The organism is uncultured Nostoc sp. (assembly GCF_964245445.1).
Taxonomy (GTDB): Bacteria; Cyanobacteriota; Cyanobacteriia; order Cyanobacteriales; family Nostocaceae; genus Nostoc.
The window spans coordinates 25889-42547 of record NZ_CAXTNE010000018.1; the positions used below are offsets into that span (position 1 = coordinate 25889).

The following is a 16659-nucleotide window of genomic DNA, read 5'->3' on the forward strand; positions in this document are numbered from 1 at the left end:
CACACTTAGCTGTCAAGGATATTAGCTGCTGCGGCATAAGCCTTTGCTTGGATAATTTCAAGCTTCCAGTCTGAAGAATAATCAGGCAACTCATAGTCAACACTCTTAACATGAGCCAACATCAACTCATCCCGTTGATGCCAAACTGCAAATATTTTCTCTCTGCCATCATAGAGTGTTTCTAGGTCGATTTGATAAACCTCATTTACCCGCTTTAGTTTCAAGCCTAACAAATTTAACAGTCGGCTGAGTATTTTTATTGCCGATATCTGCTCTTTTTCCCCTATTAAGTTAATCCCAAGCGCTCTTTTAATATGCTTACTGTGCTGAAAAACAATATTTTTCAGTAATATCAAATCTGGATTACTCTCAGTAAACTCTCTTTCTGATTCGAGAAACTGAAGCATTCCCAAAGCTCTCATTACCTCAACTTTGAGCGTGTAAGTTTTTAAATCTGGCAGAAAAACTTTCCCTTCACCCCAAGACAATTGCTGATGCCATTCTTGCTGATCTCTGACATGAAAATACTCGCTTTCGTGAGTTAGATAATAATGAATTAACAGTTGACGATAATATCCTTGGTCATCCTGCAATTTCAGCCAAGGAGTAACTTCTACACCATACCTTTGCCTAAGAATATATTTATTGATTTGGTTGCGTTCTCCATCAGTCAGGGAATGCTTTACTAATAGCTGCTCATATTCTACATTATCGATATCTTTAGCATTAGCTACAGATGTTGCTACAAATAGTTGATTTTGCTGCTTAATATCTTTAATTTTGCGTTTAATTTCTTTAGTTTTTTGACGGCTTTGTACCCAATCTTTTTGAACTTTGACAATTTCTAAAATTAATCTTTTGCGGGTAGCTAAATCCTCAGCATCAGTTGCCAAAAACGCAAGGCGTAAATCTCGAATAATATTATTGTGAACAGCATTACTCCGCATCTGAATTTGATGTCCATCAGCAATTAAACCATCTTGCATCGATTGACGGTAGAGGCGGATAGAGGCATTTACCCGTGCAGATAACTTGGCCCAAGTTCGCAAATGAATCGGGTCATGAACTAAAGGTAAATCCACATCTATTTTATGCAGTGGACTAAGCAAAGCTAAGTTTTCTTTTTGATTTTCTTGATACCAATCAGATAGCAAGCGATAATTTGTACTACCACTACCAATTAAGCCAATACCTCGTTTAGCGCACCAGACAACACGCGGCACATCATCCCGCACTCTTGCTAATGCTTGTCTTGCTTCCGAGTCAGGAATTACGCCTTGAAAAATGCCATAAACTCGGTCGAAATGTTGGACATCAATACTAATTCCTGTACCAAGGCTAGGGGTAACAAAAACGCCGTCATATTCAGAGATTTTTTGATTGATAGCTGCAATAAAATCAACCGCTTCGTGGCCAGGTGTGTTTGTAGTGTGGCTACTAACTACCAAAGTTTTAGGAAATTGCCTTCGTAATTTTTGTAACCGCTCTTTCAGATAACGTTCAATTATTTCACAACTGTAACGCCCAGCGCGACTATCGGTAGTAACATAACATTTACGTCCAGCAAGTAAATCCAATTCCAGTTGGTGAATTAGCGGTGTTGGGTTCGGCGAATCATAAAAAGTTACGTCCCAACCATGCTGAGGTTTCCACTGATTCAGAACTACCCAAGGTGTTAATTTAATTCCTGCTAATCCCTGTAAATATTCAAGTGACACATCTGATAAATCAGCATCTTGGGCAATTACTAACCCCCCAGTTGTTAAAACTGTGGAAATTAGTTGCTGGAATAATTTTAATATTTTTACACGCTTGTGTTTACAAGTATTACTGTTTAATAGATGCCACAAAGACTGCTCTACTTCATCCAGAATTACTATTGCTCCTCGCCAATTTTCCGGGTTAAGTTTCCAAATAGAATCAACGCACAATCCAATAGATTGCTGAGGAGAGAGTGACCGGAGAATGGGAGGAGCGGGGGTAAGTGTTTGATCAATCCTTTTCTTTGCATCTTCTTTATGTGTTCCCCATTGAATACCAATTTTCTCACACAAAAATCTTCCTAATAGGATTCTGTGAGTAATTAACAAAACAGGTTGATTTCCAATTTTTGCTTGCTGAACAACGGTTTGTAGTGCTGTAGTTTTACCTGTTCCTTTTGCTGATTTGACTCCTACTAATCCAGAAGTGGGGAAAGGTATTTCACTTATATAAGGGCGATTGAAGGTGAGTGCAGCAGGAATAGTTAACTCAGTGTGAGGTTTTGTTTGGGCAAGATAAATTTCTAAGTCAACACTTTGACGATAAACTTTATCGAAACTACTTGCACCTTTGGCAACGATAAACTCATCAACTCCTTTTTCTATTCCTGGAAGTTCGATAATTTTAACAGTGCATTTTTCTTGCTGGAATAAACAACCAAGTTGAGAAATGGCATTATTTACAGCAGCAATTGTTTTAGGTTGAGTTTCAAAATCAAAGCAAATATAAAAGCTACGCTTTGTAATTGCAAACGCTGCTAAATCAGGAATTAGCTGACGACGGGTAACTTTGCCAAATTCATCTTTAACAACCCGATAACCACTGGTAATTCCGGGAATGGCAATAGCTACATATCCTTGCGTCAACAGTGTGGCTGCTTTCTTCACACCCTCGCAAAGAATGAGGGGAATGTTGTGTTGCATCACCCATTGCCAGAAGCCTTCAGCTTCACCATCAGCACTAATGGTGATATTGTCAGGCATGACCAGATTGTAACGTCCAGCGACTTGCTGCCACACTTGCAGTGTTACCCGCAAACAAAACACCCGCGTTGGTGTGCTGGGGGGATGCTCGTATTTGATGGACTTACCATTGTGATTCTGTCGGGGTTGGTTTGGCTTAAAGCATCCCCATTCCATCATTTGCCAATTATTCAAAGGGTCTAGCCCGGAACACCACCAACCACCTTCAGTGATATGGGCATAATGCTGCAACCATACACTTTTCACCATTCCGGTATTGGTGCGAGGGAGTAGCTCAGAAATCAACAGGTACTCAAAAGCTGTTACGCCTTGGAGTGACCTAAAATTGAGTTGCACTAGGTGTAAGTCTATACCACTACTCTTGACTAATTCTTCAAGGTGTTGGGGGTGTAAATAGTGCAGATGCATAGGGAAAGGCACGAAGGGAAGACAATGAGACTAAAACATTAACATGCATCTGCTTTTTTTCTCTAAGAGAGATTGCGAGGCTTTTATAATCTTTTTTTTTACTTCGTCATGGGAGACACATCGGTTTGGACTTTAGTAGGTTATTCTGCCTATTAGATCCACGAAGTAATAATTTTGTATTGTGATATTTGTTCGCTATTAATTTTTATTTATCAGTAAATTTTTTTGTTAAGGAATGCGATCGCTTGAGGGGTTGCAGTAGCGATCGCTATGGGGTGACATTTTGCAAGACAAGCTTTGTCAGGATTTGTAGACGCACAGTAGGTTGTCGTCAGACATTACTTTTGGGATAAAAGCTTATCATTTGAGTAGAAACTATGATTTACACTGTTCAATAAAGATAGTGTCTGCAAGTATGGATTCTCTCAAAGAAAAGATTTTGGAGAAACTAGAACGCCTTCCAGAAAATGCACAGCAGGAAGTTCTAGATTTTGTTGAGTTTCTAGAGTGGCGAAAAGAAAATCGTCAGGAATCTCAGTTATCTGTAGTCAGTGAAGAATCTGATGCAGCATGGCTAGAGACTGACTTATCAAATTTGGGTAGCTATGAACCTTATGATTGGCAAACCGGTGAACTAGATAAGGGTTTGCCTATTAAGTATGTTCCTGGGATGGGAGTAGTAATTGTTGAAGAATGACAACTCGTTCTTTACAGTTTGGGGACGTTGTAACAGCACGTTTTCCTCAACAAAACCCCCAAGGTCGTGAGCAAGAAGGTTATAGACCTGCAAATGTTATTAGTATAATCACTTTAAACTGCCATGTATATATCATATATTAATAAATTTTAACCCGTATAATTTCCGAGGCTACCCAATAAGTCTAAAACAGAAAATGTAGATGTGTATTTAGAGGGTGTAGCCATGTCAGAAAGTTCAGCTTTTGCTCGTGTGTTTAACTTAGGAGTAGACCTTCTTCAGAAAGGAGATAAGCAAGGAGCAATTATGGCTTGGAACGAAGCATTAAGTCTGAATCCTAATAATTCCCATGCTTACTATTATAGAGGTGTCACCAAAGCTGAGATAGGAGATTACAACGGTGCAGTTGAAGACTTGAACCAGGCACTCCGTATCACTCCCCAATATTTAAATGCTAAACGTAAATTAGAAAAAATATATCAAGATTTATCACCAGATGTCTTTACACCTCAAGCAAATGACCATCTTACACGCTATCAACGTGGAATATTTAGATTACAATTTCAAGAGTATGAAGAAGCAATCAAAGAATTCAATCAATCATTACACATTAGTCATGATTTTGCACCAGCATACTACAATCGAGGAAAGAGCTTTCATAAATTGAAAAAAAATGATGAAGCTGCTAAAGACTTTCAAATAGCTGCCAAATTATTTTGTGAAAATGGTCAATCAGAAAAACTAGCTGTTTGGAATCCATTTGAGTTAGGTGAGTCTAACAGAGAGGAAGCAATTTCCTATCTTATTACATATTTATCAAGAACAAGTTCCTATGATGACAAAAGATTAGCCGCATCAGCTATACGCAAACTTGCTATAAACTTCAAAACTGTTCCTGATTTAGCTATTAATCTTTTATTAGATAACTTAACTCATCCTGCTCCACAGGTTAGACAGTATGTTTTAAAGGCTCTTACAGTTATCAACTTACCTAGTTATGTAATTCCAAATATTGAAGAAATAGCTAAGAATGATCCCAAAGTATATAATAGAAAGATAGCAGAAGATATGTTACAAAAATTAAAACCTGTTTCTCATAAAAGATTCCAAAATCACAATATGAACCAGATCATATACATTCTGTAAAGGAAGCAGATGTGGATTCGGAAGAATTTAGTCATTCTTGGAATCAAGAATATTTTTATGAACAGGCACATGACACATCTATGGATTATGGTTATTTGGATGACCTAAGTAATCCAGAGGATTATCTTTACAATTATTAATCTTTGATAAGAGTGAGGACGTTATTTTTAAGTAACGCCTCTGTATCAAAAGCGTTGATTTTTTTGAAACCGCGATCGCAATTAAATTTATTGTTGCTGCACTAGATTTATATTCTGTTACGTGAAATCATTGCTAAATAGCAGTTATTATTCAGACCTTGTATTCCGTTCTATGCGGCTTAAAAGGTCGATGATTGCTATCAATACTGCTATAAATCTATTTATAATAATGTAGGTAATCACCACATAAATTAAATATACAAAAACTAAAGTCGAACTAAAGATTGAAAGTAGAGCAAGAGAAAAAACGACTACAATGAAATAACCGATAAACTGAACTATTTCTAAAGTCGTAATTAAGCTGGTGTATAGTCTATTTTCATTAGGACTGCTAGGTAATTGGTTGCTGCTCATAAATACATTATTTATACTAAATTAGTTTGAACAGTCAATTTTTTTTCATAATAAGCAGAAGAGTGTTATTTAAAAGAAACACTCTTCTATGGAATTCTAGCTATCAGTTTTATAGCTGATAACTAAATTATCATTAAGCCCCGACTGCTTCCTTAGCGGCATAAAGTACCTCAGCGTTGATTTCCTTGAAACCGCGATCGCGGGCAAATTTCTCAGTATTACGCTTCACTTTACCGCGAACAAATCCAGGAATCTTATTCAATTCTGCTTGACCATCTTTTGTCCAATTCAAATCAGAATCAGCAGAAATTCCTCTAGTAATAACTTCTTTAGTATCGTGACCACCAAAGATTTCTAACAGGTGATCTTCCATTCCCAAAGTGAAGGAATTGTAGATCAAATCTGTAATTTGATTCGTGCCTTCGTAACCCATAAATGGTTTGTAACCAATGGGGAAGTTTTGGACGTGGATTGGTGCTGCAATTACGCCGCAGGGAATATCCAAGCGTTTACCAACGTGGCGTTCCATTTGGGTGCCGAAAATAGCAGAGGGTTCGACACGAGCGATCGCATCCCCAATTTCACCATGATCTTCGGAAATTAGCACTTCATCGCAATACTCGCTAACCTGTTCGCGGAACCAGTCTGCATCATATTTGCAATAGGTTCCAGCCCAAACAACATGAATCCCCATTTCTCGCGCCAGAATCTTGGTGATGGCGGCAGCGTGGGTGTTGTCACCAAAAACCACAGCTTTTTTGCCAGTCAAGTTTTGACAGTCAATTGAACGGGAGAACCAAGCAGCCTGAGATACATGCAAGGTTTGCTCATTGATGAAGTCTTCGTAGTCAACTTCTGCACCTTGAGCGTTAATTACCTGCTGAATCTTGCGAATACAACGGGCAGTTTCCACTACGCCCATTGGAGTAATGTCTATATAAGGTGTGCCAAATTGTTCTTCCAGGTAACGAGCTGTGGTTAAACCGAGTTCACGGTAAGGCACTAGGTTAAACCAGGCTTTGGGCATCTTCTTCAAGTCGTTCACCGAAGCACCTTCGGGAATTAAGGTATTTACTTCAATTCCCAAGTCAGCCATCAGCCGTTTCAGTTCGGTGCAGTCGTGATTGTTGTGGAAACCGAGGGTAGTAGTACCGATAATGTTAACCGAGGGTTTCGCAGTTTTGCCCTCTGCCAATTCACCCCGCCTCCGGGCTTTTTCAATGTAGTATTGGACGATTTGATCCAAAGTGCGATCGGCTGCTTGCAGTTCGTTGTAGCGGTAGTGGTTCACATCCGCCAACATTACGTCTCCTTTGGCTTCCAACTGTGCCCGTTCGACAAAGTTGTGCAGGTCTTCTTGCAAAATGCTGGAGGTGCAGGTGGGAGTTAACACAATCAGATCAGGGTGTTCCTCGGCATCCTTGCGGGTGATGTTATCTACTACCTTCTCTTGGGAGCCGCGTGCCAAAACGTTGCGATCAACGACACTGGTTGTTACCGGAGTGAAATCCCTCTCCCGCGATAGCATGGAGCGCATGACGTTAAAGTAGTCATCGCCAATGGGGGCGTGCATGATCGCATGAACATTTTTAAAAGAGCTAGCGATTCGCAGAGTGCCGATGTGGGCTGGGCCTGCATACATCCAGTAAGCCAATTTCATGTTTGTGTTCTCCCTTTTCAATAGAAATAACACGGAGTCCGATAAGAGTGGACTATAAGTGCTTGATTATTATTAAATCGTTTCTGATTGTCTCAAAAGTTGTATCCCTGATGAAGTGAAGACTTGTAAGGATTTGACCTGTGGTGTATAGGCTTAGGCATCGCTCAAACCTTGTTCCCGATTGGAATCTAGCTTCTGAATTTAACAATATTATTGTTACTTTTTTAAAATAAATCTTAATTTTTCGGCAAATTTGTTTTCAATTTAGGGGGATGTGTTATACCAATTCTGTATAAACATGCGCTAAATCATATTTAAGTACAAGAAAGAAGAACGAACCGCATAGACGCAAAGCGGCTTCCCGCAGGGTAGGACGCAAAGGACACAAAGAAAGAAAGAAAAAAAGAAGTTAAAATGGTTTTACGCAGCGTGACAAAGAAATAGTATTAACTATCACCAATAAATTTATAAAATTTATGTACAACTTCTCAAAAAATACAAATATCCTCTGAGAGGATGTTTGTAAAGAATCAGGTTGTAGTATCAATATCCCCCCTAACCTTGCTTAAACAAGGAAAAAAGAGGGGAATAACACTAGTACAACACGGCGGAAATAAACATACCATTTCAAATGGCGTAAAAGCTTGGAATACAATTCTTTTGACTTTTGACTTTTGACTTTTCACTTCCGCCTTGCTGTACTAGAGAGGTGTTAATTACTGCCGAAAAATTTCTACTTTTTCTAACACTACGTCTTGATTTGGACGATCTCTAGTCGTAGGCACATTAGCAATGCGGTTGACTATATCCATACCTTCGACAACTTTACCAAAAACACTGTGTTTGCGGTCAAGATGAGGCGTTGGCCCTTCTGTAATGAACCATTGCGAACCATTAGTACCGCGTCCTGCATTTGCCATTGAGAGAATACCGGCACTAGAGTGTTTCAATTCAGGATGAAATTCATCTTCAAATTGATATCCCGGGCCACCAGTACCCCAACGGTTGGCCATATCTGGATAACGAGCCAGGGGATCGCCACACTGAATCATAAAATCAGGGATGACTCGGTGAAAGCGAACTCCATCGTAGGCAGGAGTCCCTTTCTGAGATTGACCTGTCTTAGGGTCTTTCCAGTCGATTGTCCCGGTTGCTAAACCTACAAAATTTTTGACGGTGTTGGGGGTTTTGTCTTCCTCCAAAAGAACTATAATTTCACCCAAGGAAGTAATTAAACGAGCGTGCAGTGTGCCTTCACCGGGAATATTAATTTCTGGAAAATTCATGAGCTATCCTATGAATGAAAACTGCCAGTATTTGACCTACGATAAGCTTATCAGCATTCAAGTTACAGGTTTACAGATAACGAAAAAACTGAACTAAGGAAACTTTAGAAAACGAATATTTTACTCTGGTAAATTAATCGCTGGATTACGGCTAAAAAATCCTCTAGGGATTAGCTTAAAGCCAACTCGGTGAACAGGCATCACAGGCCAATCTTCCGATCGCGGAATATGAGTTACGCCCATTGTGTACCACAGCACGATATCTTCACCCGTCAAAGATTCATCGTCTGCAATATATTTAGGTAAACCCTGTCCTGGTTGAGTTTGGTTTGGATAATCGCCGCCAGCATAAAGTTCAGCAGGTTTATATTTTGTTACCCAGATGTGGTGAGTCGCAAATTCTGCCTTTTGACGGATGTTTGAGCCTTCCACAGGGAAAAATATGGAGTTTCCACCAGGCATCAGCATATATCCAGGTGCAGCCCCTAGCGTATTTTTCTTATCTGCACTAACAATCATCCATTCCCGACTGCTTTTCATATCCAAATCGCGGACAGCAGCCGTTTCATTTGTGAGTGGGGTTTCTGTAATTGCGATCGCATTTCCTAAAGGATTTTTCTCATCCATCGGCAAAGCTTTCACATTCATTTCCATCACAGCATTAGCTTGTCCATCGACATCGAAATCTAGGCGGTAGTTGAAAAAGTGCTGGTGATTTACTCCGAAGATATTCTTAGCAATTAACCGACCATAGGAATCATCCTCAGATTGCTTTTGGGCAGCCGTTCCCTGCGCCAGTACGATACCTGTTAATTCATTTTGGACTTCCAAAGTGCCATCCTGGTGAAAAATCCAATTAATGCTGTAATCATAGTTGTCAACGGCCGCAGTCATCGACATCACTAATTCTCGATTGCGACGCACATCATTACGCTGAGTATTATACTCATAATGTTTCCACAGCATTCCGTTATCGCGTTCATAGATACCGATAACTCCTGGTATCTTATAAGGTTCTCCCTGCTCATTAGCAAATACAGCATTTAGCAAAAGACCGTTTTCAGGAATTTCTTTACCTAACTCCATCGTATTTGCTAGCAAACCAAAGTTATATTCTCCAACATCAAATGCATTCCTAAAAGACCAAGTAGGCTCAGGATCGCCATAAGGTACTACCATTTCTGATAGACTAGCGCGGTATAAAACTGGTCGAATATTTTCGCCGTCCTTATGCGTCACTTGGTACAGCACTAATCCATTACGAGGATGCATCAAATAGCGAAACTTCCAACCTTGCCAGCTAATTTCATTGTCTTTGATCTGGAAACTTACACCATTTGGTTGGAGAATCTTCAATGCTTTCAGTGGTGAAAGTAATTTGCCCAAGGACTTTAGATCGTAGTTCCAATTTTCTTGAGAGAAAGGTACGTTTCCTCTATCAACAAAACTAGCTATTTTACCCGTGTTTAAATTTACCGTTGCTAAGACTCCTTCAATGGGGCTACCGTAATAGTTCCAGCCTTTGCCCTCATAGTAAGATAAGGCCCGACACAGACGATTACCTGTTGCTTCTTCCTGTTTACTCAGAATGCCTGGTGCCCAACAACTAATTTTGACTTGAGCAAAATCGCTAATTCCTCGGCTTTGCATCGCTTTTTGCCATCGGGGATCGGCTTTAACTACCTGAGTAGCGAGTTCATATTCTGGATTGACGATCGCAGGTTGAACAGAGGGTATTTCTTTCCAAGAACTTAAGGTTTTGCTTGTTAGATCAACAATTCCCTCATAAGTTTTGTTTTGCGTAGGACAGAGTCCTTGCCGCAGGCATCGCTCATAGATTACCAAAAAAGCTTTTCGCCCAAAAGCTTTACCAGGTGTAAAATTCAGAACTTCTTTTTTATCTGGTTCTTGTAAAGCGATCAGTGGAAAAGCTGCCATTTCGCTCAAAGTTTTTTCTCTTTTGATGACCGAAACGGCTGTACTAATTTCTGCCTCTGTAAGCGAAGTGAGAGGATGGGAAATCAAAGGCTGTTGAGCCGTCAATCTTCCCATGAGTCCCAATGAGATAGAAATGACGACAGTGATAGTAATAGCTATCCAAAAAAAACGTAGCCGCTTAATCATCCCTTTACATTCTTTCAACAAACGTATAGTTATTTATTTCTAAGCAATAGCTCAGAAACCGATAGATTAATAAACTAACGCCAAATTAATTTGCTAACAGTATCCCTAATTATAAGAATCGTATTTGATTTTTGAAATTATCTACGTGGGCGGAGAGTGGGGAGTAGGGAGTAGGGAATAAGGAATTAGGCTTTTCGAGATGTACCGAGCTTTTTCAGAAATCCAATATTAGTCCTATATAAAACCCATCAGCCTAATCAATTGTTAGCTTTACATTCAAACCTGGGAACACTGTATATAAGTATTCATAGAAAATTGGAGTACACTGTCATGCAGCAAGCAAATTCAGGTGTCGCATACATTCTTTGGTGTTTGTGCTTCTTTGGTATCTGTGGTGGGCAAAGATTCTACACCGGACAGATTGGTACTGGTTTGATCTATTTCTTCACAATTGGTTTTTTTGGGATTGGTCAATTAATTGATTTGGCTCTCATCCCTGGTATGGTTGACAAGCGAAATATTTATTTGCGTGGGTTATATGGTAATGGAACCCCTAGTGTTAATCAATCAATTACGTTAAACATTGGTGACATTCCCCAACTTCAACAGTTACAAACGATACAGCCACCAATATCTACAGGTAGTCCAATGCAGAAGCTGCTCAAAGCTGCAAAAGAACATAATGGGCAACTTTCCATCGCTCAAGCAGCTATGTATACTGAACTAGAATCAGAGCATCTGAAAGAGTTGCTTCTTGAAGCAACAAAGATAGGATACGCTGAGGTCAACAATGATCCAAATACTGGAGCTATCCGTTATCACTTTGATGTGTAAGACTTAAAAGAAATATTTATATATTTTCATATTTAGGACTTACGCATCAAGTACGAAATCCAAGGGCAATTCATGAATTGCCCCTACGGGAAATTAAGGCTATAATCCTCTGTTCATAATTGATCAATTATGAACCATTAGCAATTACGCAGAAACCAAACGACGTAAAGATTCAGCACGACGTTTAGCAATAGGATTATTTGGAGCCAATTTTAGTGCTTCTTCGTAAGCTTGTAACGCCTGAGTAGTTAACTTTTTTTTCTCGTAAGCGTGACCGAGATTATTCAACCCTGTTACGTAGTCTGGTTTAACTTTTAGGGCTTCTTTATACTGACGAATTGCTAGGTCATATTGCTCTTGGATAAAATAAATATAACCCAGCCCGTTGTAAATAGGGGCAATATTTTCTTCTCCCTCTTCTTGGGCAGCTTTGATAGCTTTTTGAAACAGCAGTATCGCTTGGGAATACATTTTTTTGTCTGAATAAATACTGCCTAACTCATAATATTCTTGAGTCGTACCCTTTTCTTTCTCTAACTTCTTCCGCAATCTTCCAAAAGAGCCTTCAATCTTGCGAGTTTTGAAAATCTGGCGAAAAACACTCACGGCTGCAATTGTGAGTATAACTACCAAAACGGAGAGATAAACAACGGCTAGACTGTTATCCATTGCTGCAAATACAAATATTAAAAGTTGTTTCTGTATCTATTATCAGCTTATTGTCATTTGTCATTTGTCCTTTGTCCAAAGTCCAATTGTTATTCGTTAATGACTAATGACTAATGACTAACTTACGGTAAACCCCAATATTGAACACGTTGCTGGAGCCAACCTTCTGCTAAATAACGAGCGATCGCTTGATTCACATTTCGTCTTAAATCATCGTACTGCAATCCCTTGGGCATGACTACAGATAAGGGTTCAGTTGATAGCTTAATTGGCAGTAGCCGATATTGGGGATATTGTTGCACCCAACCGCTCAGAACGCTAGCATCTGCGGCAAAGGCAAAGGCTGCATTAGTTTCTATTTTATCTCGCGCTTCGTCATAAGAATTCACTCCTACCAACTCGGCGTTTGGCACATAGTACCGCACCTGAGCAATGGTGCTGGAGTTATTGAGTACAGCAATTTTTTGTTTTGCAAAATCACTCAATTTCTGCACAGAGGCATCTTTTGTAACTAATACAGTGCTATCCAAATAGTAGGGAACACTGAAACTAACTATGCGGCTGCGAGATTCAGTTGCTGTTACCCTAGCGATCGCAAAATCAACTTTCTTGTCTAAGACTACAGACAAGCGATCGCGATTCGCTACGGGTTTCAATTTGACAGCCTCGGTACCAACCAAGTCAAGTGCCAATCGCTGTGCCAAGTCAATTTCTAAGCCTTGCAAATTGCCGTTAGCATCTCTAAATCCCAACGGACGCAAGTTATCTTTAACGGCAACAGTTAGATAGCCTCGCTGCTGAATTTCTGGCATTTCGGCAGCAGATGCACTTAATCCTGTCCCCACTATGGAAAAGCAAGATATCCAAAAAATAGTGGCGGATAATACCAGATGTAACCGAGTAATTACTTGCCATTTGTTACATCCGTTATACATCCGTTGCCACCTTTATCCTTTCGCTTGATTTGCGAGTTCAGCAACTTTGCCGAAGCTAGCTGGATCGAGGACTGCTAATTGTGCCAACATCTTGCGATTTAGTTGGATATCAGCTTTTTTCAAGTTACCGATCAACTGGCTGTAACTCAAGCCGTGTTGCCTTGAAGCAGCGTTGATCCGGGTGATCCAGAGGCGACGAAAATCGCGCTTTTTCTTTTTGCGATCGCGGTAGGCACTGCGTAGTGCCTTCATCACTTGTTGGTTGGCAGTTCTAAACAGAGTTGAGTGAGAACCGCGAAAACCTTTAGCTAGTTTGAGAATTTTATTGCGGCGCTTCCGAGCTACATTACCGCGTTTTACCCGAGTCATAACTTATTTCCTTAAATACTTACAAATATGGGAGCATCAAGCGCACGTTAAGTTCATCGCGTTCATGTACAAGTGCGCTCTGACGCATACTACGTTTTTTGTCAGAACTTTTGTGCTCTAAAAGGTGGCTTTTGAAAGCTTTTCGACGGACGATTTTGCCGGTGCCGGTGGCACGGAATCGCTTCGCTGCGGCTTTACGAGTCTTTAGTTTAGGCATGGTCTAGCTTTGATTCGACACGATCCATTATTATACTAATAAAATTACTTGAATGGTAATTAAATAAAGGATTTAACCAGCCACGACTGCTGTAGACAAAATTAATTTCACCTATGGATGAAGTAAATATAGTCGAATATGATCCACGTTGGCAGATTTTGTTTGCAGAAGAAGCAGCATATATTTGGCAGGCACTAGGCAATAACTTAGTTGTGGAAATTGAACATATTGGGAGTACGGCAGTACCAGGAATGGCAGCTAAACCAGTTGTTGACATCATGGTAGGAGTCCGTTCTTTAGTAAATGCGAAATCTACTATTCCGGCATTAGAATCGTTGGGATACGTTTATTGGCGTGAAAACCCAGATCCTGGACGGATGTTTTTTGTGAAAGGAATGCCACCATACGGAAAGCAACGTACTCACCATGTTCATATAGTCGAGGTTAACAGCGAATTTTGGGAACGCAGGCTATTTTGCGACTATCTGAGAAGGCATCCTGAAGAGGCGAAACGATATGAAACTTTAAAACGCGATTTGGCAGCAACTTTTCAAAGCGATCGCGAGGCTTATACCAATGGTAAAAATAATTATATCCTGGCTGTGATGTCAAAAGTACGGTGTCAAAAGATGGGGAAAATCCCTTAGATCAAATGCATCGAATGCGATCGCGTTCTTCTAGCAATCTCAATGCTTCACCTATCACCTCACTAACTGAGTGATATTTCCCACTACTAACCTTATCTTTAACCAACTGCTCCAGTTGTGGGGTCAAAGATATATTCACAACTATTACCTCATTCCATTTACCCTGTATCCTAACCGACAGGGGTTAGAGCAAGATTAAAATAATTCGTAATGGATAATACTAGCCTCTAGCGAGTATTACAAATTACAAATCACAAATGACAAATTAGTTAATTCGCAGCTGTTTGGGCTTCTTGATAAACTATTTCTTGAAACTGGATCATATCTTTTTGCGGATCGGCGTGGCTGACTTTCACCAATATCTGTTCGCCCAACTTCACAGAACGTTTGAAAACCATTGGTAACTGCAAGCCCAAATCTTCTAACAAAATTAGGGCTAAGTTGCTGTCTTCCCGCAGCCACATCAACACTGTTACCTCCCAAGTTTCCTCTGGATGACGGCGTAAATACTCTAGAGCATAATATCTATTAGTTTGCCGTTCTACCATCGTCACCTCTTGGGTGATGCTGGTGACAGTCATCATCACTTCTTTAAGTTGATCTGCGGTAAATGGTAAAACTTCACCCCGCAAATGGGCTTTCAATTGGAAGTGGGTAAGTAAATCACTGTAACGACGGATGGGAGAGGTTGCTTGGGTGTAGGTATCCAAACCCAAACCAGCATGGCGCAGAGGCGTAATGCTCATTTCGCTCTTGGGCATACAACGACGCATAGCGCAAGCGCGAACGAATCCGGCGGGAAGTAGCAGCAATTCTTCTTCTGAGGGTAATTCCGGTTGGGGCTGACCGCGAAAAGGCAAAGGTATGTTATGAGCTTTACCATAACGAGCCGCCACTTCACCGGCAACAATCATCATTTCTGCTACTACTTGCCGCGACGGGGAATCGTCCAAAATGTCAATATTGATCTCATCATCTTTGACTTTGATCATCGCTTCGGGCATAGTGATGCTAATTGCCCCTTGGGCGTAACGCCAAGCTTTGCGCTTCTGCGCCCAAGTAGCGATCGCTGCAATTTCCGGTTCTGCCTGTACCCGTAATTGCAGCATTTCATCTACATCTTCGTAGGTGAGGCGATAAGTCGGCTTAATCAAGCTGGTATGAATGCTGTAATCTTCTACTCCCCCACTTGCACCTAAAATAATTCCGAAACTGAGGGCGCAACAAACCCGTCCCTGGATCAGACTCATCGGCCCAGTCGCTAATACCTCTGGAAACATGGGAATCATCCCCGTAGGTAAATAGACTGTGCTACCCCGCTTTCTGGCTTCCAAATCTAATTCATCTTCAGGTACCAACCATCGAGTCGGATCGGCGATATGCACCCACAGGCGTTCCCGTCCATCAGGGAGTACTTCCCAACTCAGACCATCATCGATCTCTGTGGTAGTTTCATCATCAATGGTGTAGACCTTCAAGTGAGTCAGATCAAGGCGGTTTGTATCTGAGTCAATCGGCGGGAAATCCAAACGCTGTTGCGCCACTTCTAATACCTTATTAGGAAATTGGATCGGAATTGAAGAACGACGCAGGAACAAGTTTTCATAAGGACTCCAGCAACCCAAATCCACCAACAGTTGAAAGGCTCCTTGAGGTGTTGTGGGCCGTCCCAGCATGGTCATAGTTTCTAATACTGGAGCGCTTGGCGGATAAGCGCGAGCCAAGGAGTCATAATTAACCCCTGTCCGCACGGTGTCAGCAAGCAACGCGGCGTATTTTTCGAGTCCTTCTAAGCGCTGGCGATCGTGGCGCTGCCACTCTACTGCTTCACCTTTGAGCGCCTGCTCTACACGAGTTAAAAATTCCTGCTGTCCCTTGGCTTTTAGCGCCTCTACTTCCATCTGGTGCTTGCGTTCTGCCACCTGAGCAGCAGTTCGCGGCTCGTAAGCTTCTCCTTTTTGCTTGAAATAAAGTTTGTCGTCTGATAACAAGCAATGGGCGGCATAACAAGGAGGCGCGTCTGATTCTGAAAATAGCAGATTCGCCATTTGGTCTGGGGTGACTATTTCCCCATCTTCAACCAGTAATTCCCAAGCTACTTCTAAGCTAGATGGATCTAAATAAGGCTTGATCTGCTCCAAAAAGCTGGTAATCTCTGAAGGCTTGTACGTCTGCCCGGTAACTGTATAAGTTATTTGTCTAGGCGCGAGGCTGTGGGATTGACCACGTTCGTCTACCACAAACCAGCGGGTTTTACCGTCTGGGCGTTCTACGATGCCCAGACGGCGATCGCCTTGAACCCTAAATTCAACTAGCGTCCCCTTCTCCACAACTCTCGCACTTTAATTTGGTGAACAGTTTAAATAGTT

14 protein-coding genes are annotated in these 16659 nt (G+C 41.0%); 4 read left to right on the plus strand and 10 right to left on the minus strand.

Features of this window, described 5'->3' with window-relative positions; genetic code table 11:
- Positions 1-5: 5 nt before the first annotated feature.
- On the minus strand, positions 6-3152 hold the full coding sequence (locus ACFE90_RS05220; RefSeq protein WP_375498387.1) for a plasmid replication protein, CyRepA1 family: 3147 nt from the start codon (positions 3150-3152) through the stop codon (positions 6-8).
- Positions 3153-3567: 415 nt separating this feature from the next.
- Here ACFE90_RS05220 and ACFE90_RS05225 point away from each other — a divergent pair, with 415 nt between their 5' ends.
- Together ACFE90_RS05225 and ACFE90_RS05230 are read left to right on the plus strand one after the other, a co-directional pair.
- The gene (locus tag ACFE90_RS05225) at positions 3568-3849 is read left to right on the plus strand and encodes a DUF2281 domain-containing protein (protein ID WP_375498389.1); all 282 of its coding nucleotides are present in this window, start codon (positions 3568-3570) and stop codon (positions 3847-3849) included.
- Between the two features lie 225 nt (positions 3850-4074).
- Positions 4075-4995, plus strand: coding sequence for a tetratricopeptide repeat protein (locus tag ACFE90_RS05230; RefSeq protein WP_375498391.1), 921 nt, complete (start codon positions 4075-4077; stop codon positions 4993-4995).
- Between the two features lie 687 nt (positions 4996-5682).
- Here the strand turns inward: ACFE90_RS05230 and bchB are convergent.
- The 3 genes from bchB to ACFE90_RS05245 form a co-directional block, all read right to left on the minus strand.
- Positions 5683-7209 carry a ferredoxin:protochlorophyllide reductase (ATP-dependent) subunit B gene (gene bchB, locus ACFE90_RS05235; protein WP_375498393.1) on the minus strand — a complete coding sequence of 509 codons (1527 nt, stop codon included), beginning with the start codon at positions 7207-7209 and terminating at the stop codon, positions 5683-5685.
- A 716-nt stretch (positions 7210-7925) separates the two neighbouring features.
- Positions 7926-8495 (minus strand): peptidylprolyl isomerase, encoded by a 570-nt coding sequence (locus ACFE90_RS05240; protein ID WP_229496810.1) that lies wholly within the window; start codon positions 8493-8495, stop codon positions 7926-7928.
- Positions 8496-8615: 120 nt separating this feature from the next.
- On the minus strand, positions 8616-10619 hold the full coding sequence (locus ACFE90_RS05245) for a primary-amine oxidase (RefSeq protein WP_375498395.1): 2004 nt from the start codon (positions 10617-10619) through the stop codon (positions 8616-8618).
- 330 nt (positions 10620-10949) lie between these two features.
- On the opposite strand from ACFE90_RS05245, the gene ACFE90_RS05250 reads away from it, so the two are divergent.
- Complete coding sequence (locus tag ACFE90_RS05250; RefSeq protein WP_375498397.1) at positions 10950-11453, plus strand: NINE protein; 504 nt, start codon at positions 10950-10952, stop codon at positions 11451-11453.
- Between the two features lie 144 nt (positions 11454-11597).
- Here ACFE90_RS05250 and ACFE90_RS05255 read toward each other — a convergent pair whose 3' ends face one another.
- The 4 genes from ACFE90_RS05255 to rpmI all read right to left on the minus strand — a co-directional run bounded on the left by ACFE90_RS05255 (position 11598) and on the right by rpmI (position 13643).
- Positions 11598-12122 carry a tetratricopeptide repeat protein gene (locus ACFE90_RS05255; RefSeq protein WP_375498399.1) on the minus strand — a complete coding sequence of 175 codons (525 nt, stop codon included), beginning with the start codon at positions 12120-12122 and terminating at the stop codon, positions 11598-11600.
- Positions 12123-12244: 122 nt separating this feature from the next.
- The gene (locus tag ACFE90_RS05260; protein WP_375498401.1) at positions 12245-13057 is read right to left on the minus strand and encodes a transporter substrate-binding domain-containing protein; all 813 of its coding nucleotides are present in this window, start codon (positions 13055-13057) and stop codon (positions 12245-12247) included.
- Positions 13058-13069: 12 nt separating this feature from the next.
- Positions 13070-13426, minus strand: a complete 357-nt coding sequence (rplT, locus tag ACFE90_RS05265; protein ID WP_069069781.1) for a 50S ribosomal protein L20 — start codon at positions 13424-13426, stop codon at positions 13070-13072.
- A gap of 19 nt (positions 13427-13445) precedes the next feature.
- Positions 13446-13643 carry a 50S ribosomal protein L35 gene (rpmI, locus tag ACFE90_RS05270; protein WP_109007939.1) on the minus strand — a complete coding sequence of 66 codons (198 nt, stop codon included), beginning with the start codon at positions 13641-13643 and terminating at the stop codon, positions 13446-13448.
- 113 nt (positions 13644-13756) lie between these two features.
- On the opposite strand from rpmI, the gene ACFE90_RS05275 reads away from it, so the two are divergent.
- Positions 13757-14290, plus strand: a complete 534-nt coding sequence (locus tag ACFE90_RS05275; protein ID WP_375498403.1) for a GrpB family protein — start codon at positions 13757-13759, stop codon at positions 14288-14290.
- Position 14291: 1 nt separating this feature from the next.
- Here ACFE90_RS05275 and ACFE90_RS05280 read toward each other — a convergent pair whose 3' ends face one another.
- Positions 14292-14429 (minus strand): type II toxin-antitoxin system ParD family antitoxin, encoded by a 138-nt coding sequence (locus ACFE90_RS05280; RefSeq protein WP_375498405.1) that lies wholly within the window; start codon positions 14427-14429, stop codon positions 14292-14294.
- Positions 14430-14559: 130 nt separating this feature from the next.
- Positions 14560-16620, minus strand: coding sequence for a ribonuclease catalytic domain-containing protein (locus ACFE90_RS05285; RefSeq protein ID WP_375498407.1), 2061 nt, complete (start codon positions 16618-16620; stop codon positions 14560-14562).
- Positions 16621-16659: the final 39 nt, after the last annotated feature.